The 17,807-nt window shown below is 57.4% G+C and carries 15 protein-coding genes; 6 read left to right on the top strand and 9 right to left on the bottom strand.

From position 1 onward, the window contains the following. Window positions 1-20 precede the first annotated feature (20 nt). Both LF929_RS13680 and LF929_RS13675 read right to left on the bottom strand, forming a co-directional pair. Entirely contained in the window at window positions 21-3,155 is a 3,135-nt protein-coding gene (locus LF929_RS13680; protein WP_226093464.1) for an efflux RND transporter permease subunit, read from the bottom strand. A gap of 20 nt (window positions 3,156-3,175) precedes the next feature. Beyond that, entirely contained in the window at window positions 3,176-4,438 is a 1,263-nt protein-coding gene (locus LF929_RS13675) for an efflux RND transporter periplasmic adaptor subunit (RefSeq protein WP_226093463.1), read from the bottom strand. A 133-nt stretch (window positions 4,439-4,571) separates the two neighbouring features. Here LF929_RS13675 and LF929_RS13670 point away from each other — a divergent pair, with 133 nt between their 5' ends. Beyond that, complete coding sequence (locus tag LF929_RS13670) at window positions 4,572-5,318, top strand: response regulator (protein ID WP_210175376.1); 747 nt, start codon at window positions 4,572-4,574, stop codon at window positions 5,316-5,318. Then, entirely contained in the window at window positions 5,315-6,412 is a 1,098-nt protein-coding gene (locus LF929_RS13665; RefSeq protein WP_210175377.1) for an ATP-binding protein, read from the top strand. Before LF929_RS13670 ends, LF929_RS13665 begins: the two co-directional genes overlap by 4 nt. A gap of 12 nt (window positions 6,413-6,424) precedes the next feature. Here the strand turns inward: LF929_RS13665 and LF929_RS13660 are convergent, their stop codons facing one another. Beyond that, window positions 6,425-7,372, bottom strand: coding sequence for a LysR family transcriptional regulator (locus tag LF929_RS13660; RefSeq protein ID WP_038907480.1), 948 nt, complete (start codon window positions 7,370-7,372; stop codon window positions 6,425-6,427). 188 nt (window positions 7,373-7,560) lie between these two features. Here LF929_RS13660 and LF929_RS13655 point away from each other — a divergent pair, with 188 nt between their 5' ends. The 3 genes from LF929_RS13655 (at window position 7,561) to LF929_RS13645 (ending at window position 10,886) form a co-directional block, all read left to right on the top strand. Further along, the gene (locus LF929_RS13655; RefSeq protein WP_226093462.1) at window positions 7,561-7,983 is read left to right on the top strand and encodes a VOC family protein; all 423 of its coding nucleotides are present in this window, start codon (window positions 7,561-7,563) and stop codon (window positions 7,981-7,983) included. A 113-nt stretch (window positions 7,984-8,096) separates the two neighbouring features. Continuing rightward, window positions 8,097-8,861, top strand: coding sequence for a sulfite exporter TauE/SafE family protein (locus LF929_RS13650; protein WP_038926012.1), 765 nt, complete (start codon window positions 8,097-8,099; stop codon window positions 8,859-8,861). A 288-nt stretch (window positions 8,862-9,149) separates the two neighbouring features. Further along, window positions 9,150-10,886 (top strand): ABC-F family ATP-binding cassette domain-containing protein, encoded by a 1,737-nt coding sequence (locus tag LF929_RS13645; protein WP_226093461.1) that lies wholly within the window; start codon window positions 9,150-9,152, stop codon window positions 10,884-10,886. A gap of 94 nt (window positions 10,887-10,980) precedes the next feature. On the opposite strand, the gene LF929_RS13640 is transcribed toward LF929_RS13645, so the two are convergent. The 4 genes from LF929_RS13640 to cfa form a co-directional block, all read right to left on the bottom strand. After that, on the bottom strand, window positions 10,981-11,676 hold the full coding sequence (locus tag LF929_RS13640) for a lactate utilization protein C (RefSeq protein WP_226093460.1): 696 nt from the start codon (window positions 11,674-11,676) through the stop codon (window positions 10,981-10,983). After that, window positions 11,676-13,103, bottom strand: coding sequence for a LutB/LldF family L-lactate oxidation iron-sulfur protein (locus tag LF929_RS13635; RefSeq protein WP_226093459.1), 1,428 nt, complete (start codon window positions 13,101-13,103; stop codon window positions 11,676-11,678). The genes LF929_RS13640 and LF929_RS13635 overlap by 1 nt, the downstream gene beginning before the upstream one ends. Before the next feature lie 9 nt (window positions 13,104-13,112). Beyond that, on the bottom strand, window positions 13,113-13,832 hold the full coding sequence (locus LF929_RS13630) for a (Fe-S)-binding protein (RefSeq protein ID WP_016943822.1): 720 nt from the start codon (window positions 13,830-13,832) through the stop codon (window positions 13,113-13,115). A gap of 125 nt (window positions 13,833-13,957) precedes the next feature. Next, on the bottom strand, window positions 13,958-15,106 hold the full coding sequence (gene cfa, locus LF929_RS13625) for a cyclopropane fatty acyl phospholipid synthase (protein WP_016943821.1): 1,149 nt from the start codon (window positions 15,104-15,106) through the stop codon (window positions 13,958-13,960). A gap of 362 nt (window positions 15,107-15,468) precedes the next feature. On the opposite strand from cfa, the gene LF929_RS13620 reads away from it, so the two are divergent. Beyond that, a complete protein-coding gene (locus tag LF929_RS13620; RefSeq protein WP_029456658.1) occupies window positions 15,469-16,266 on the top strand; it encodes an AraC family transcriptional regulator in 798 nt (265 codons plus the stop codon). A 373-nt stretch (window positions 16,267-16,639) separates the two neighbouring features. On the opposite strand, the gene LF929_RS13615 is transcribed toward LF929_RS13620, so the two are convergent. Both LF929_RS13615 and LF929_RS13610 read right to left on the bottom strand, forming a co-directional pair. Further along, complete coding sequence (locus LF929_RS13615; protein ID WP_038926008.1) at window positions 16,640-17,335, bottom strand: CidB/LrgB family autolysis modulator; 696 nt, start codon at window positions 17,333-17,335, stop codon at window positions 16,640-16,642. Next, on the bottom strand, window positions 17,325-17,741 hold the full coding sequence (locus LF929_RS13610) for a CidA/LrgA family protein (protein ID WP_016943819.1): 417 nt from the start codon (window positions 17,739-17,741) through the stop codon (window positions 17,325-17,327). Before LF929_RS13610 ends, LF929_RS13615 begins: the two co-directional genes overlap by 11 nt. Between the last annotated feature and the right edge of the window lie 66 nt (window positions 17,742-17,807).

The following is a 17,807-nucleotide window of genomic DNA, read 5'->3' as shown; positions in this document are numbered from 1 at the left end:
CTGTCGCCGCTCTGATGGGGTTAGTGTGGGGTGTTTACGTGTGCTGTCTGGCGTTTTTCACGCCAGTGGTTGTAGCGCTCTTGTATCCGCATCACCGTCACAAAAAACACCGGGACGAAAAACACCGCCAGCACGGTAGCGCTGATCATGCCGCCGAACACGCCAGTACCGATGGCGTGCTGGGTTTCGGCGCTGGCACCGGATGCCACCATCAGCGGCACCACCCCCAGCACAAACGCCAGCGAAGTCATCAGGATGGGGCGCAAACGCAAACGCGCTGCCGTGACGGCGGCATCCACCAATTCATATCCTCGTTCTCGCAACTGTCTGGCGAACTCGACGATCAGGATGGCATTCTTGGCGGATAAGCCGATAACGGTGATCAGCCCCACTTTGAAGAACACGTCGTTAGGCATACCACGCAGGACGACGGCCAACACCGCACCGAGCAGCCCCAACGGCACCACCAGCATCACCGAGACGGGAATAGACCAGCTCTCATACAGCGCCGCCAGCACCAGAAACACCACCACCATCGACAGCAGCAGCAACATCGGTGCCTGGGCGACAGATTGCCGTTCCTGCAATGATTGACCGGTCCATTCAATGGTGAAGCCGGGGGGAAGCTGCGCCGCCAGTCGTTCCATCTCGGCCATGGCCGCCCCGCTGGATACGCCGGTTGCGGCCATGCCGGAGAGGCGGGCTGCCAGCACGCCCTGATAGCGCGTCAACTGTAACGGGGTATCGCTCCACACCGGCGTGACCACTTCTTTGAGCGAAACCATACCGCCTGAGCTGTTACGCACGTAGAGTTTGAGCACGTCATCCAGTTGCATACGCGCTGGCGCATCGGCCTGAATGATCACCTGTTGCATACGCCCGGCATTGGGGAAGTCGTTCACGTACAGTGAGCCGATAGCGGCAGACAAGGTGTCGCTGATGGTGCTGAACGAGACGCCGAGTGCTTCCGCCTTTTGGCGGTCGATTTTTAGCTGAACCGCGCTACCGGGCGGCAGGCTATCTGGGTAGACACTGGTGACAATCTGGCTGTGGGCTGCCAGCGTCAGCAGTTGTGCTTCCGCTGCTTTGAGCGCCTGATAACCCCGGCCGGTGCGATCCTGCAAACGCAGGGTAAAACCTGACGAGGTGCCAAGCTCATCGATAGCCGGTGGCATCAGTATCATGCTGGTGCCTTCACGGATGCTCGACATTGCCTGTTGCGCCAGCGCGATTTCAGCGCGCGTGGTGGTGTCGCCACGCTCAGACCAGCCTTTTAAGGTGGTAAAGGCCATGGCGGCGTTAGGGCCGGAACCGGAAAAGCCAAAACCGAGAATCGACATGTTGGATTCGATATCCGGGCGCGAGGCAATGTGCTGTTCGTAGGTGTTGACCACATCCAGCGTTCGCGCTGCTGTGGCGTCCGACGGTAACTGGAATGACGTCATAAAGTATCCCTGATCTTCTTCTGGCAGAAAATCGGAAGGCAGCTCACGGAGGATCCACGCCAGTGAACCGGTCAGTACGGCAAACAGCAACAGCATACTGCCGCAACGGCGCAGTAGCGCACGGGTACCGGTGGCATAATGATGCGTCAGTTGCTCGAAACGGCGGTTAAAACCACCGAAGAAACCGCGTTTGGTGTGATGGTCATCGGCGACGGGGGTGAGCAGTGTAGCGCACAACGCAGGCGTTAGCGTCAGCGCCAGAAACGCCGAAAACAGGATCGACACCGCCATCGACAAGGTAAATTGCCGGTAAATCACGCCTACCGAACCGCTGGCGAATGCCATGGGAATGAACACCGCCGACAGGACCAGTGTGATAGCGATAATCGCGCCGGTGATCTCCTTCATGGCACGGGTGGTGGCCGCCTTGGGGGATAATCTTTCCTGCGCCATTAATCGCTCAACGTTCTCCACCACCACGATGGCGTCATCCACAATGATGCCGATCGCCAGCACCATGCCGAACATGGTCAGCACGTTGATGGAAAATCCCGCCGCCAGCATCACAGTGAAGGTGCCGAGCAGGGCGATAGGGGCCACAATCGCTGGGATCAGGGTATAGCGTACGTTTTGTAAAAACAGGTACATCACCAGAAACACCAGCACCATCGCCTCAATCAGCGTCCTGAGCACCTGCTCGATGGAGAGTTTGACGAAAGGCGCGGTGTTGAACGGCAACGAATAGTCCATGCCCGCTGGCATGGATATTTTCAGTTCGGCCATCCGTTGGGCGATGGCATTGGCGGTACGCACAGCATTGGCACCCGGTGCCAGTTGCACCGCGGCAGCGCTGGCGTCTTTGCCGTTTTCACGCACAGAAAAGCCGTAAGACTGGGCACCCAGTTCAACGCGTGCCACATCGGCTAACACCACCCGGGAACCGTCTTCTCTGGCGCGCAGCACGATAGCGGCGAATTGCTCCGGGGTTTCCAGTTGCCCTTGTACCATCAACGGGATCGTTACCTGCTGTCCCGGCAAGGTGGGGGCATCGCCGAGCCGTCCTGGAGCGATTTGCATGTTTTGCTGGGTAATGGCGGTCGACAAATCGTTCATGGTCAACCCGTAAGACAACAGCTTGTTGGGATCGACCCAGATACGCATCGCCTGTTCCGCGCCAAATAGCTGGATGCGGCCCACCCCGTCAATCCGGCGCAATTCCTCGACAATGTGGCGAGCCAGATAGTCACCCAATTCAACCTCATCGTAGCGCCCGTTATCCGAGGTCAGGCTGACCATCAGCAGAAAACCAGAGTCGGCAGATTCCACCTGCATGCCGTTTTGTCTGACGGTTTGCGGTAACCGCGGTTCTATCGACTTGAGGCGGTTTTGCACATCCACCTGTGCCAGCTCTGGGTCGGTGCCCGGTTTGAACGTGACGTTGATCTGCGCCAGTCCGGCTGTATCTACCGATGACTCGAAGTACAGCAGGTTTTTCACACCGGATAACTCGCGCTCCAGCAGCCCGACCACCGCATCGTTGAGCGTTTTAGGTGTGGCACCGGGATAAGACGCAGTAATGGAAATGGTTGGCGGTGCCACCGACGGATAACGGGCAATCGGCAACTGGGGAACGGCGAGCGTTCCCAGCAGCACGATGAACAGGGCTATCACCCAGGCGAACACCGGGCGCTGGATAAAAAATTGCGGCATGGTACCTGACTCCTTTGCGCTTAGCGTGAGGCCATGTCAGTGGCGGACGGCACTTTTTTCCAGTGCTGGGTTGCCACCCAGGCACCGTCGTTCAACCTGTCGCCACCTTCGATCACCACCACTTGACCGGCGGTCAACCCGGCGCGGATGCGGTATTGCCGGTTGACCAGCTCGCCAGGCTCAACCGTGACGATGTGCGCCTTGCTGCGCCCATCAACCACCCAGACTTTGGCCTCGCCGCCGTTGCGTGTGACGGCCTGTTGCGGCACCAGCAGGGCATCGGTGTAATGGCTGAGCGGCACGCGGGCGCGAACAAACATCCCCGGTAGCAGTTGTCGTTGCGGGTTGTCGACCAGAATCCGCAGCAGCACGTCGCCGGTGCTCGCATCCACATTGATGCCGGAAAACAGAATCCGCGCTGACATCGGGTAGGGCTGGCCGTCGCTACGCAGGATTTCCACCGGGATACCGTCACTGTCTTTAGCCCGCTGGTTCAGCATGTCGCGTAGCTGTTCGAGCGAGGAGGCGGGCTGGCGCACATCGACGTACACCTGGTCAATCTGTTGAACCCGGGCCAGTGGCGTGGTGTCGCTGGTGTTGACCAGTGCGCCTTCAGTAACCAGCGCCTGATCGATACGCCCGGTAATGGGGGACTCGACTGTCGCGAAGTTCAGATCGAGCTGGCGACGCGCCAGTGTGGCGCGTGCCTGTGCGACATCGGCGGCGGCCTGTTCGCGTTGTGCCGTCGCATCGTCGTAGCTCTGCTGGCTGATAGCGCCGGTACTGAGTAAGGGCTTAAGGCGAGCGACCTGAATCTGTGCCCGGTTTAATACCGACTGGGCGCGTTGCAGCGTGGCGTGGGCGGTATCGACCTCGGCTTTGAACGGCGCAGGGTTAATCTGGAATAGCGGTTGTCCGGCACGGATCTCGGCACCCTGTTCAAACAAGCGGCGCTGGATGATGCCGCCCACCTGCGGGCGGATTTCCGCCGTTCTTACCGCCGTTACCCGGCCGGGTAGATCGTCGGTCAGGGTAATGGGGGTCGGTTTTACGGTCATGATCGTGACCTTTGCCGGTGGCGCTTCGACCGGGATCTCGGGCTGGTCGCAACCGGTGAGTAGCATGCCCACCAGTGCCAGCAATACGCCATGTCGACACAACTGCTTGAGTGACAATGGCAGGCGTGTTGTTGGCGTGTTCGCTTCGGTTTGACCCGGTACGGCCAACAGCAAGGCCGATAACATGCAGGCGATCGAATATTGATGCGATTTCTTGGTATTCATATAACGTCGTAATCCCTGTTTACCGGCCATAAGGTGGCCAGACTGCGGGAGTGTGCGACAGCTGTGTGCGGTTTCCGTTGGAGAAATATGGAGATATGATGGAGAACCTGCATTTTTTATGATGAGTCGACGAATGACTGTTCATGCGCAATCCATGCCGATGACCGACGAGATTCATGGGGTGGTGCTTATTGCCGAAGATGAGCCGGAAATTGCGGATATTCTTCGCGCTTACCTGACCCGCAGTGGTTTACGCACGCTTCACGCCGCCAATGGCCGTCAGGCGCTGGAATTACACCTCGCGATGAAACCGGATCTGGTGCTGCTGGATGTACAGATGCCACTGGTTGATGGCTGGCAGGTGCTGTCGGGGATTCGCCTGCGCGGAGATACCCCGGTTATCATGCTGACTGCCTTGGACCAGGATATCGACAAGCTGATGGGGTTGCGTATTGGGGCGGATGATTACGTGGTCAAGCCGTTTAACCCGGCTGAGGTGGTGGCGCGTGTGCAGGCGGTGTTACGCCGTGCCGGGCTGCGCGCCGAGCGTCAGGCCCCACAAGCGCCGCGTTTTTTGCGCACCGACCTGTTTCAGATAGACCTGGAAAACCATGAGGCGATGGTAGAGATCAACGGGGTCAGCCAGTCGCTCGACCTGACGTTGACCGAATTTCGTCTGCTTGCCCATATGGCGCGCGCCCCGCGCCGCGTCTTCAGCCGTGAGGAACTGTTGGTAGCCTGCCTGCCAGAAGGGGATTCCCTTGAACGCACGGTGGATAGCCACATCAGCAAATTGCGTAAGAAACTCGAGCGCCTGGGGTTAAACGGTGTCCCGTCCAGCGTGCGCGGTGTCGGTTACCGGTTGGGCGAATCGTCATGAAGCACAACGGTAGCCTGAGCCGACAGATTATACGCTCCATGATCCTGCTGGCATTGTCCGTCACGCTGATGATGGTGGTCGGCTCCTATCTCTTCTATGCGCTCATGCTGAGTGTTTCGCCGGAGAGCCTGTCGCCAGACAATCAGTGGATGCCGACGACGGCTGAGTGGTTCTGGATGGGGGGAACTTCCTTACTGGCGTTGCTGATAGCCGTGGTGTTAGCCATTCGACTGGCCCGCCGCATTCTGGTGCCGTTGAATTCGGTGGCGCACAGCCTGCGCCAAATCGCTGAAGGTGAGCTGAAGGCACGTGCTGAAACCGACGATTACTCGCTGGGGGAGGCGGCCTTACTGGTGCGCGACTTCAACACGATGGCGGAACGGCTGGAGCGCATGGAACAAGAGCGGGCGTTCTGGAATGCCGCCATCGCCCATGAGTTGCGCACGCCGGTCACGATTTTACGCGGCCGTTTGCAGGGGTTGACTGAAGGGGTGTTCGAACCGGATATCGGGTTATTTCGCAATCTGTTGACGCAAGTGGAAGGGCTGGGACGGCTGATTGAAGATTTGCGGGTCGTGGGGTTGGCAGAGAGCGGTCATCTGGAACTGCGCTGGATGCCGACCCGCTTATCTGATGAGGTGACGGCGGTGGTCAATGCATTCGGCCCGGTACTGCAACAGGCGGGATTTACGCTGTCGCTGGCGTTGGATGACTACCCGGTGCCCTGCGACCCGGTACGCATCCGCCAGGCTGTGCTGGCACTGCTGGAAAATGCGCAAAAACACGCCACCCCCGGCCCGTTAGGTATTCAAGCCAGGGTGGAACACGAACAGGCATTTCTGCGTGTGGAAGACAGCGGACCGGGTATCGCCCCTGATTTTGCCGGACGCATTTTTGAGGCGTTTACCCGGGGGGAACCCTCGCACCCGGATAACACCAAAGGCAGCGGGCTGGGGCTGGCGGTGGTGCAGGCGATTGCTCAGGCGCACGGTGGACAGGCACGTTGTTACCCGGCACCATCCGGCGGCGCGGTGTTTGAACTCCGCTGGCCGATTGCGGGCCGCGACTGTGAAGGCCCGACCATGGCGCGATAACACCTTCATCGCTCAATCACCCTCGGGTGACGAGGTGGGGTCGGCATCAGCAGCGCGTGTGGGTACTGGCTGGCGCAGGTGTGCCAGCAAATTGGCGGCTTCAGGCTGCAATATCGCACCGGATTTAATACCCAGCCACAGTTTGCGGGTAGCCCAGTCATCGGTCAGTCGAATGGCGTGCAGCCCGACGCCGAGAATTTCCGGGCGGACTGCGCCTTCAGGCAGGATGCTGATACCAAGCCCGGCTTCGATCATACGGCACACGGCATCGAAGCTGCTGACCTGAATGCGCAGGCGCAGCAGGTTTCCGTATTCTTCAGCGGTGTCCTGCAACAGTTTTAGCAAGGAACTGCCATCGTTGAGGCCGACGAAATCGTACGGCAAGGTGTCGGCGAAGGGGATGTCCCGGCAACCGGCGAGTGGATGCTGAGGGGAGACCAATACCACCAGTTGATCCTCCCGATAAGGCATTTTTTCGACGCCGGGCGAGGGGACGTTATCAGCGAAAATACCGATATCGGCTTGCCCGGTGAGCAGCGCGGTGACCACCGTTTCGCTCAGTTTTTCTTCCAGGTTGATACGCACCAGCGGGTGACGTTGCAGAAAATCGGCCAGTTCCTGCGGCAGAAATTCGATGATGGCTGAGGTATTGGCCCAAATATGGACATGACCGCGTACGCCCACCGCGTAATCCTGCATTTCGCCCGCCATACGATCGACGCTGTTTACCACCTGACGCGCGTGGTGTACCAGCTCTTTTCCCGCCGCAGTCAACGCCAGGCCGCGCGGCAGGCGGATAAACAACACACAATCGACGGTGCGCTCCAGCTCCGCCATGCGCTTGCTCAGGGCGGACAGCGTCATGTGAAAATGGGCAGCCGTTTTGGTCAGGCTACCGATTCTGGCAACCTGCAAAAACAGGCGCAGTGACTGCAAGTCAAAGTGCGTGGGATTGATCATGAGCGGGTGAGGGTCCTTGAAAGCGTAAGCAGAGCAAGCCTACCACAGCCGTGACCCTTTCCTGACAGGAAAGGGTGATTGACGATTAAGGCATTATCAAACGCGTCGCCAACGCTTAGGATGTCATTCTATTGCCTTATGATCTTATTCCCTTTGATCTTATTGCTTTAACGACAGGAAACTTCTCGTTGATTAGTCACATTGACCATATTGTGTTGACCTGTATTGACCCGGCGGCGACGCAGCAGTTCTACACGCAGGTGTTGCAACTGCGGCAGGAAACCTTCGGTAATGGCCGCATTGCGTTTTGCTTCGGGCAGCAGAAAATCAATCTTCATGTCAGCGGAAGTGAGTTCACGCCGCATGCTCATCTGCCTGCTCCCGGGGCGCTTGATCTGTGTTTTATTGCCAGCGAACCGCTAACACAGGTGATTGCGCATGTGCAGCGCTGCGGCTGGCCGATTATCGACGGGCCGGTTGAGCGTACCGGTGCAACCGGGAAAATCCGCTCGATTTACCTGCGTGACCCGGATCTGAACCTGATTGAGATAGCCGAACCGTTATCAGACAACTCGTTATCAGATAACTCATTATCAGACAGCGCGCGCTAAGCGACGCCTGTTTTTTATTCAGGGTATGAATGGGTATTCCATGCTCTATTTCTTATCAACGATTTTTCATCAACGGTTTTTACCAACGATGTAACAGGATGCAGTAGCAGTTTATGACGAGTGTAGTGATAACCCAGGTGGCCATGTGCCTGATACTGGGAATGGGGCTTGGGGTGTGTGGCGGTATGTTGGGCATTGGCGGCGGGTTGATAGCTATCCCGGTGCTGGGAATGCTGTTTGGTATGAACCAGCATCTCGCCCAGGGAACGGCGCTGATTATGATTACGCCGAATGTGCTGATAGGGTTTCTGCGCTATCGGCAGCGCAACAAAATCGATACCCGTATGACATTGATGTTGTGCGCCTTTGCCACCGTATCGGCCTATATCGCCGCGCACATGGCGGCAGCTATTCAGGTTGATAACCTGCAACAGGCGTTTGCCATTTTCCTGTTGGTACTGGCGACTTACTACATCTGGCAGTGGGTGAACAGCCAACGTAGCCGTACACCGACGTCAGTATTATCAGCTCGTTATCTTCCGGTGCTGGGGGTGGCGAGTGGTTTTATGTCCGGTATCTTTACCGTCGGCGGTGGGCTGGTTGTGGTCCCGGCGCTGGTAACGCTGTTTGGTTTCACCCAGACACAGGCGCAAGGTATCGCGTTGGCGCTGGTGGTACCCGGCGCGTTGGCGGCGCTGGTGTCGTACACGCAGGCAGGTAATGTCGACTGGGCGACCGGCATTCCGCTGGCGATTGGCGGCATTCTCAGCGTGTCATGGGGCGTGGCGCTGGCGCATAAGTTACCGGTGGTGGCATTGCGACTGACGTTCTGTCTGGTGCTGGTTGGCGTTGCGGTAGTGATGCTGGCGGGAAGATAACACGCGGAAATGTCGCTGGCGGGTGGTGTCAACCGCCCGTTGCCGCTACAATCCGTTCATCGATTAACCTTTGGATAACAATAAGGAGGACTATTATGCTGCGCTGTGAAATGTTTAACACTTCACATCCTTTTGGCGATCGCCGCTGCTCAAGCGTTATCGATATCGTGCTGCGATAACGGTGGCTTGAGCGAAGCAAACCGCATTTTCCCTTCTCTCGGGCTTACCGGGTTATCGTCAGCGTTGTGTTGACGAGGCACACTTGTGCCTGTAACTCTTGAGTAAGCAATGAGCACTTTACTGACAGTACACGCCCTGAGCGTGGATACCCCTTTCGGCCCTCTGCTGAACGACATTTCTTTTACCCTGAACCAGGGTGATCGCCTTGGTCTTATCGGCCATAACGGTTGTGGCAAAAGTACGCTGTTAAAGCTACTGGACGGTACGCTATCGCCAGGTCGCGGCAGTGTGACGCGCGCTAATCATTGCCTGCTGGCTCGTGTTGAGCAGCATCTGCCGATGGATCTGCACCCGTTGACGATGCTGGATGCGGTGCTGGCCCGCCTTCCCGAGACGGAACGCCTCAGCGAACGCTGGCGGGCGGAAACTTTGCTGGCGGAGATGGGCTTTGGCGAACACGACTGGCGACTGTGTGCCGGTACTCTCAGTGGCGGGCAGCATACCCGACTGCTGCTGGCGAGAGCCTTGATCACCTCGCCAGACCTGTTGTTGCTGGACGAGCCGAGTAACCACCTGGATTTGCCGACGCTATTGTGGCTGGAGCAGTTCCTGCAACACTGGAGTGGCAGCTTTGTGCTGGTTTCCCACGACAGCCAGTTGCTCGATAACGTCACCAATGGCAGCTATATCCTGCGCGACCGACAACTGCATTACTTTGCTCTGCCTTGTAGTGCTGCCCGTGCGGCGCTGGTGGAGCGCGATCGCAGCGATGCCTTGCGCCACAAAGCGGAGCAGAAGGAAATCGACCGCGTGACCGCCAGTGCTAAGCGGCTGGCTATCTGGGGCAAGGTCTATGATAACGAAGACCTGGCGCGCAAGGCCAAGCAGATGGAAAAACGCATCGAGCGGCTAAAAGAGGATCAAACCGAACTGACCGCCGGTAGTCAGTGGCGGTTGGCGCTGAAAGGCGAAGCGCTGAGTGCTGATCGTCTGTTAGAGATGACAACGCTGGACGTCAGCCCGGCACCGCAGCACCCGCCGTTATTCTCGTTGCCGTTACAACGGGTGAAAAGCGGCGATCGGGTGGCGATTATCGGTCGCAATGGCTGTGGTAAGTCTTCGTTGTTGCGCCTTTTGTGGCAACAGTACTCGAGTGCGATGCCGGATGGGGCGATTCGTCTGCATCCCCGTGTTCGACTGGGGTATTACGACCAGACGCTGCATCAACTGCGTGATGACGACACCCTGTTCGATGCGCTGGCACCGTTCGCACCGGTGGCGCAGGACCGCAAGATGGCCTTGATCAGCGCCGGTTTCCCATGGTCGCGCCATCAGCAAACCGTTGCCACCCTGAGTGGCGGCGAGCGTGCCCGGCTGTTGTTTGTCGGGCTGTCGCTGGCGCGTTACGGACTACTGATGCTGGACGAGCCGACCAACCACCTGGATATGGAAGGCAAAGAGGCGCTGGCCGATACGCTGCAAGACTTTGACGGTGGTGTATTGCTGGTGACGCATGACCGGGCGCTAATCAGCCGCAGTTGCAACCGCTTTTGGCTGATTGAGCACGGTGTGTTGAGCGAGTGGCACGATCTGGACCTGATCTATCAGCGTCTGGGGGCCGTGCCTGCTGACACCGCACCCTCTTTGCCACCGCCACCAACGGCGGCGTCACAGGTGACATCAGCGCATATCGATGAAGCTGACAGGCTGCTGGCGCAACTGGTTGAACTGGAAAACCGGCTGGCCGAAGACCTGGCGCGTAAGGCGAAGCACCAGAAACCCGCGCTACAGACGCAGTGGCGGCAAGAAATTGCCCGTCTCAACGCCTTGCTGGGATTGGCCTAACCGCAGAGTGGCCCCCAGCGGGGGCCACTCTGCTATAGGCGCTTAATGGGTGTCATCACTCTACCGTCATACACCTCATGCCGCAGGCAGACTATCAGCAATCCTCAATAATCAGGTACGCGGCATTTAACGGCCCGTGTACCCCCACCACCTTAATCAGCTCGATATCGGCGGTAGAACTGGGGCCTGCTATCAGGTTGATGCACGACGGTAAGGGTTCGCCCCGTTGCGCCCGCTGGCGCAAATGCTGGGCCAACTGCGCGACGCGTGGCAACAGGCAGCTTTTGCGGACAACAAACAGTGTTGATTCTGGCAACAGGCTCAGGCCGCGTCCTTGTTGCGGGGTAGAGAACAGCACCACACCACCAGATTCAGTCAGGCCATAATCGGCGTACACCACGCCGATACGCGCCTGCGTGGCGAGTTTTAGGTTGTCTTCCCCGGCGGCTGGGTCCCAGCACTGTGCCTGATAGTGCTGTTGCAGGTAGTCGGTGACCCCCAGCTCTACCAGTCGTTCATCGCCACTGACCAGTACCGGCGCGCCGCCATAATGCTGGCACAGCTTTCCGGCGGCCTCTGCGACCTGATTAAGCGGCGTGACCTCGCAATGCGCCAGCATCACGTTACTGGCGTAATCAATAAAGGCGTCACAGCGCTGTTGCGCCGTCAGCTCGGTCAGACGGGTCGGGGCCGGGTTATTGTCCAGCGGCGGCAACGGCAGCGGTGTTTGACGTGGCTCGCGCCCCAGTCGACGGGCCAGGGTGGACAGAAAGGCGTCGCGGTTTTCCATTAGCGTTTCTCCTTAGTCTGACGCTGATGCTGTTTGAACCAACTGCGGAAGCTCTGACCATCGGCATCCGGCAGGTCTCGGGCTTCGGTCCACTCGCTGATCGCACCGATGTTAAACGGTATCTTGCCGTTACGAATGAGTAAGCGGGCAGCACGCGCGCCAGCCACCATGCCGACTTTCCACAGGCCAGGGTGGCTATTGGCGTAGTTGAACAACCCGACGATGCGTCGCTCGGCCGCAGGCGTCATCCCATTTTCTGCCAGCGTGCGTCGGTGTTGCACAATCAGTGAGGACAGCGGAATGCGCACCGGACACACGTCATCGCAGGCGGTACACAGCGAGCAGGCGTAAGGCAGGTTCTTGAAGTCTTCATAGCCGCCCAGTAACGGTGATAACACCGCGCCGATAGGGCCGGGATAGATAGAACCGTAACCGTGACCACCGATATGGCGGTAGGCCGGGCAGGTGTTGATGCAGGCACCGCAACGAATACAACGCAGAATATCCTGGAACGGCGACCCCAGTATTTTTGAGCGGCCATTATCAACGATCACCAGATGAAACTCTTCCGGGCCGTCAACGCCGCCCTGGTCGCGTGGTCCGGTCAGCCAGGTGTTGTAACCGGTAAGACGGGCACCGACTGCGCTGCGCGCCAGCATGGTGAGCACCACATCGAGTTCCTCAAAGGTCGGAACGATACGTTCCATGCCCATCACGGCGATGTGCGTGCGGGGCAAGGTGGTGCACAAGCGGGCGTTGCCTTCATTACTCACCAGACTGACGGTGCCGGTTTCCGCGACAGCAAAGTTGCAGCCGGTGATCCCCACGTCGGCGCTGAGGAAGTCGGCACGGATTTTCTGGCGAATAAAGCGGGTCATGGCTTCCGGTGTTTCCGGGCCGTCATAACCCAACTGTTGTTGCAGTACGCGCTGGATTTGGTGGCGATCTTTGTGGATGGCAGGTACCACCACATGGGAAGGCGCGTCCTTATCCAGTTGCAGGATGTATTCGCCGAGATCGGTTTCGATGACCTCAATACCGGCATTCTCCAGCACGGCATTCATCCCGATCTCTTCGGTCACCATCGATTTGGATTTCACCACCTTGCGGGCTTGTTTAGCCTGTGTGACTTGCAAGATGTAACGGGTAGCATCTTCGCGTGTTTCGGCAAAGAATACCTTGCCGCCGCGAGCGGTGACCTGTTCGGATAACTGATACAGATAGGCGTCGAGGTTATCGAGCACATGGGCGCGAATCTGCGCTGCACGGGTACGCCAGACATCCCACTCGCCCAGTTCATCGACCATCTTCTGACGGTTGGCACCGATACGCTCCTGCGCGTTGGCAACCGCCTGGCGCATGATGGGGTCGTCTATTTGTTGGCGGATACGCTCATGAAACGGGGTATTGCTGGTCTTGAGGTACATGGCGTCTCCTTAGCGGCTCATCAGTACTTCTGCGATATGCATCACCCGAACGGCATGCCCTTCGCGTTGTAGTCGCCCGCCGATGTTGAGCAGGCAACTGACGTCAGCGCCGATCAGGTAGTCCGGTTTGGCCTCCATGATGTGCGCGACTTTTTCTTTCACCATTTCACCGGAGATCTCCGCCATTTTGACGGAAAAGGTACCGCCGAAGCCGCAGCAGGTTTCCTGTCCATGAAACGGCAGCAATTCCAGATCACGTACCTGATGCAATAACGCCAGTGGCTCTTCCCGCACCCCCATTTTACGAAACAGGCTACAGGACGGGTGGTAAACCGCTTTGCCCGGCAGACGGGCACCGACATCGGTCACCCCAAGGCGGTTAACAATAAACGAGGTGAGGTCCACCATCCGGCTGGCGACCTGGGTGGCGCGTCTGGCCCACTCCGGTTCGTCTGCCAGCCAGTCGGCATAGTGTTTGATGGCGTTGGTGCAGGAGCCAGCAGGCGACACGATAGGGTCGTCGTTCTCTTCCAGCGCGGCTATCAGGTTTTTCATACCCGGCCGAGCCTCGCGGATATATCCGCTGTTGATGGCGGGTTGACCGCAACAGCCTTGTCGCTCGGGAAAGTGAATATGGCAGCCGAGCTGCTCCAGCAACAGCACGCTGTCACGGGCCATACGCGATTTGAGCGCATCGCCGATGCAGGTGACAAAGAAATTCACATTCATGTTGTTTTAGCTTCCTGTTTGTAGGGGTTAACAACTCGGGTGAGTCACTCGGGTTAAACGTCAGTAGGCGCATTATTGTCGTATGTTCATCGGCCTGCGCCTTGTAGCCTGAACATGGGTCACACTCAACGGGGGACGTTCAATCCCTGTTCGACGCCCCGGCTAAAAAGAACCTGCCATAGCTGGATATTTCTGGCCCGAAACGCACCGGCGCAGGCGGTCAGGTAGTAACTGAACATGCGCCGGAAAGCGGGGGAGTAATCGTCAGCCAGATGCGGCCAGGCGGTGTTAAAACGTGCCAGCCAGGCCATCAGGGTTTTATCGTAATCGGCACCGAAGTTGTGCCAATCTTCCATCACAAAATAGGATTCACTGGTGTCGGCAATTTGTTTAATGGATGGCAGGCATCCGTTGGGGAAAATGTATTTATTGATCCATGGGTCAACGTTATGCGCCGTTTTATTCGACCCGATGGTATGTAACAGGAACAGGCCGTCCGGCTTCAGGCACCGATTGACCACGTCAAAATAGGTGGCGTAATTTTTCGGCCCTACGTGTTCAAACATGCCGACGGAGACAATACGGTCATACTGTTGGTGAAGGTCGCGGTAATCCTGCAACAGAATATGGATATCCAGCCCGCCGTTGCGCGCTTCCACAAAGGCTTTTTGCTCGGCGGAAATGGTGACGCCATGCACGGTAACGCCGTAATGTTGAGCCGCGTATACCGCCAGCCCTCCCCAGCCGCAGCCGATATCCAGCAGCGTCATGCCGGGTTTCAACTGGAGTTTTTCGCAGATCAACGCCAGTTTGTGCTGCTGGGCGTCATCAAGGGTGTCGGCCTCTTTCCAGTAACCGCATGAATACTGCATGTAGGGGTCAAGCATATGGCAGAACAGGTCATTGCCGAGGTCATAGTGGACTTTGCCGACCTGCCAGGCGCGTTTGCGTGATTGAAGGTTGACCAGCCGGGCCAGCGCGATGCGCATCAGGTCACGCCAGCGTGCCGGGCGCTGCTCATCCAACTGGGCGGCGAGTATCCGGTGAAAAAACATATCGAGCCGTGCACAGTTCCACCAGCCTTCCATGTAGCTTTCACCCAATCCCACGGAGCCTTGCTGTAGTACCCGTTTGAAAAAGCGTGAGTCGTTAACCTGAATATCCCAGGGTTCGGTACCGTTAATGGTTATCCCAGCCTGATGTAACAGTTCCTGCGCAATACGCCGCCATTCATTTTTTTCGCTGATGTCATCAACGATGCAAACATTACTCATGATGTCTCCTTAAATAACAGTTAGTTCAATGAGTTATTACAGGTGCTAATCACTACTGGGGTACTGTTATTTCGGGACATCTTGTTTCGTGACATCTGTGGTTGCCGCAAAAATGACGTATTCCCTCAAAACATGGACAAGGTATGACTAAAAACGGCGGGTAGCCGTGATATAAACGTAATGTCGCTTCCATGAAGTGTTCCCCAATCCATTTTCTGGTTTGAAAAATCGTATGCTCACAGAGAATTCGGTCATCAGGTCATGGGCTGGCACCTGCTGAATAGGTGTTGATTATCGGGTAAATCAGGCTGGCCTGCGTTACCCTATCAAGACAAACTTCATCGAGTAGAGGTCAGGCCGTTATGTCTCATTCGCTTGTGTCATCTCCCCGCTTGCCGATAGCAGGGCAGCCTGCGCCGGTATTGCTGTCTTTACCGCGTCCGGTCTACTTTCGCTCTTACCCACTGGTGAAAGGGACCGAAGTGGCACAGCATCAGCACCCGTTTGTCGAGTTTCTTTATGCGCGTGAAGGGGGCATGCGGGTAGAGATTGAGGGGAAGACGCTGATTGTGCCGGTGCTGTATGGGGTGTGGATCCCGGCGCATGTGCCGCACTGTATTCTGTCAACCAGCGACGTGATGCTGGAAAGCCTGTATATCGAGCCGGATTATGTGGCTATTGACCACAGCAGTTGCAAGGTGGTACTGGTCAGCGATTTTATTCGTGAGTTTATCCACTATGCCACCAAACACGTGCCGGAACAGTATGACTATGACGGGGATGATGCCCAGTTGGTGAAGGTACTGACGACCTTGCTGCGGCAGTTGCCGGATGCGGGGTTTTCGCTGTCGTGGCCGTCTTCCGCCACCTTGATGCGGGTATGCCGCGATATCCAGCAAACGCCGGATGCGCCTCACGGCATTGAGGAGTGGTCGGCACGCACCGGCATGTCGGTGCGCACGTTTTCGCGTCGTTTTAAGAAAGAAACCGGCGTGGCGTTCAGTGAGTGGAAGAAGCGCATGCGGTTACTGGAATCCGTGGTGATGCTGAAAAACAACCGCAGTGTCACGCAGGTGGCGCTGGATCTGGGGTATGCCAGCACTGCCTCGTTTACCTTCGCCTTCCGACAAATGTTTGGCGTGCCACCGACGCGTTATTAATACCATTTTTTGTCAGCGGTCAGACTGCTGGCGACCCCGATAAGTACAAGACAAAGGGGGTTCCGGCGTTAAAACTGTGCTGAGGTGGGCGACTTCGCCGGGTGAGCGGCATGGATGCCGCGAAAGCTCGTGTCGCGTCGGGAGCGCGTCACGGGCGGCCCGAACAGCGAAGGCGAACGCCGAAGGGACCGCGAAGCGGCACAGTTTAGCCCTCAAGCCAGTGGTCAAGGAGAGGTGGCGTTTTGAACCTCTCCTTGTCGTGCGTGCGGTAGAATGGCAGAGATACACCGTCATTTATCACGCACGAAACCATTCACTTATCGGACAAAATTCATCGTTCGTAAGACAATTGGCTGTTTGTCTACAGCCGAATCTAGTGCGCCAACGCCATCATCATCGGGAACAGCAGCGGTGCCATCAGCGACGTCATGATGCCGCAGATAACCAGCGCCAGCGAACTGAACGCGCCTTCTTCATAGTCCAGCTCGGCGCAGCGGGCCGTACCGAGTGCGTGCGATGCGGTGCCCATTGCCAGGCCACGCGCCGCTTTGGTGTGAATGTGCATCACATTCAGCAACATGTGACCGAATACCGCGCCAAGAATACCGACAAAGATAACGCACACGGCACTGATGGCCGGAATACCGCCGATGCTGCCACCCACCGCCATGGCAATCGGCGTGGTGACCGATTTCGGCATAATGGAAGCGGCAATCGCTGGGGTGGCCCCCAGACGCAGAGCAATCCAGGTGCCGGTCACCATCGCCACCAGACTACCGATAAAACAGATGCTGATGATCGACTTCCAGCGCATGCGGATTTGATGCAATTGCTCGTACAACGGAAACGCCAGCGCGACCACGGCCGGTTGCAACAGGCTGTTGAGCACCGAGCTGCCCCGGAAATAGTGCTCGTACGGGATATGACACAGCAGTAAAAACGCGATCAGTACCACCATCGACACCAGCAGTGGGTTTAACAACGGTGAATTCAGCCGCTGTGCCAGCCGACGCGCCAGAAAGAACACCAGCAGCGTTAACGGCAGCGACCAGACGATATCATGCCACATGGTTGGCTCCTTTTTTCTCGTCAGCCTGATGACGGGCTGATTTACGCCCGTGAACCAGATGCGAGCAGCTGCTGACGGTGATCAACACCACCAGCGTACTGGCGGCGCACGAGAGGATCACCGGTGCGAACTGGGCGCGTAGCAAATCAAAATACTGCATCACGCCGACGCCAATCGGCACAAACAGCAGGGCCATATAGCGGATCAACACGTGACAGCCCGGTTTGACCCACTGCGCCGGAATAATCTGCAACGACAGCAGCAAAAACAGGATCAGCATACCGATGATGCTGCCCGGCAAGGTGATAGGCAGCACGGCGGCAATGCCGATACCGAGGAACAAACAGGCGTAAATCAGTAAGAACGCCCTGGCCTGGTGCCAGAAGTGGGTCATAAAGGTATTCATGAACGCATTTACCACGGATAAAAGTTGCCACTGAAGCAGTGGGGGGATAACGGTGTTGATTATCGC

Source organism: Dickeya oryzae, assembly GCF_020406815.2.
Classification (GTDB): Bacteria; Pseudomonadota; Gammaproteobacteria; order Enterobacterales; family Enterobacteriaceae; genus Dickeya; species Dickeya oryzae.
The sequence above is the reverse complement of the archived record's forward strand: the minus strand, read 5'-3'. Positions and strand labels throughout refer to the sequence as shown.

Bases quoted from the DNA above. Each gene is read 5' to 3' on its own strand.
- LF929_RS13610 (WP_016943819.1), bottom strand. From the start codon at position 17,741: ATGAATACCTTTATGACCCACTTCTGGCACCAGGCCAGGGCGTTCTTA.
- cfa (WP_016943821.1), bottom strand. From the start codon at position 15,106: ATGAGTAATGTTTGCATCGTTGATGACATCAGCGAAAAAAATGAATGG.
- LF929_RS13620 (WP_029456658.1), top strand. From the start codon at position 15,469: ATGTCTCATTCGCTTGTGTCATCTCCCCGCTTGCCGATAGCAGGGCAG.
- LF929_RS13660 (WP_038907480.1), bottom strand. From the start codon at position 7,372: ATGATCAATCCCACGCACTTTGACTTGCAGTCACTGCGCCTGTTTTTG.
- LF929_RS13665 (WP_210175377.1), top strand. From the start codon at position 5,315: ATGAAGCACAACGGTAGCCTGAGCCGACAGATTATACGCTCCATGATC.
- LF929_RS13650 (WP_038926012.1), top strand. From the start codon at position 8,097: ATGACGAGTGTAGTGATAACCCAGGTGGCCATGTGCCTGATACTGGGA.
- LF929_RS13630 (WP_016943822.1), bottom strand. From the start codon at position 13,832: ATGAATGTGAATTTCTTTGTCACCTGCATCGGCGATGCGCTCAAATCG.
- LF929_RS13670 (WP_210175376.1), top strand. From the start codon at position 4,572: ATGACTGTTCATGCGCAATCCATGCCGATGACCGACGAGATTCATGGG.
- LF929_RS13640 (WP_226093460.1), bottom strand. From the start codon at position 11,676: ATGGAAAACCGCGACGCCTTTCTGTCCACCCTGGCCCGTCGACTGGGG.
- LF929_RS13645 (WP_226093461.1), top strand. From the start codon at position 9,150: ATGAGCACTTTACTGACAGTACACGCCCTGAGCGTGGATACCCCTTTC.
- LF929_RS13675 (WP_226093463.1), bottom strand. From the start codon at position 4,438: ATGAATACCAAGAAATCGCATCAATATTCGATCGCCTGCATGTTATCG.
- LF929_RS13635 (WP_226093459.1), bottom strand. From the start codon at position 13,103: ATGTACCTCAAGACCAGCAATACCCCGTTTCATGAGCGTATCCGCCAA.
- LF929_RS13615 (WP_038926008.1), bottom strand. From the start codon at position 17,335: ATGTGGCATGATATCGTCTGGTCGCTGCCGTTAACGCTGCTGGTGTTC.
- LF929_RS13680 (WP_226093464.1), bottom strand. From the start codon at position 3,155: ATGCCGCAATTTTTTATCCAGCGCCCGGTGTTCGCCTGGGTGATAGCC.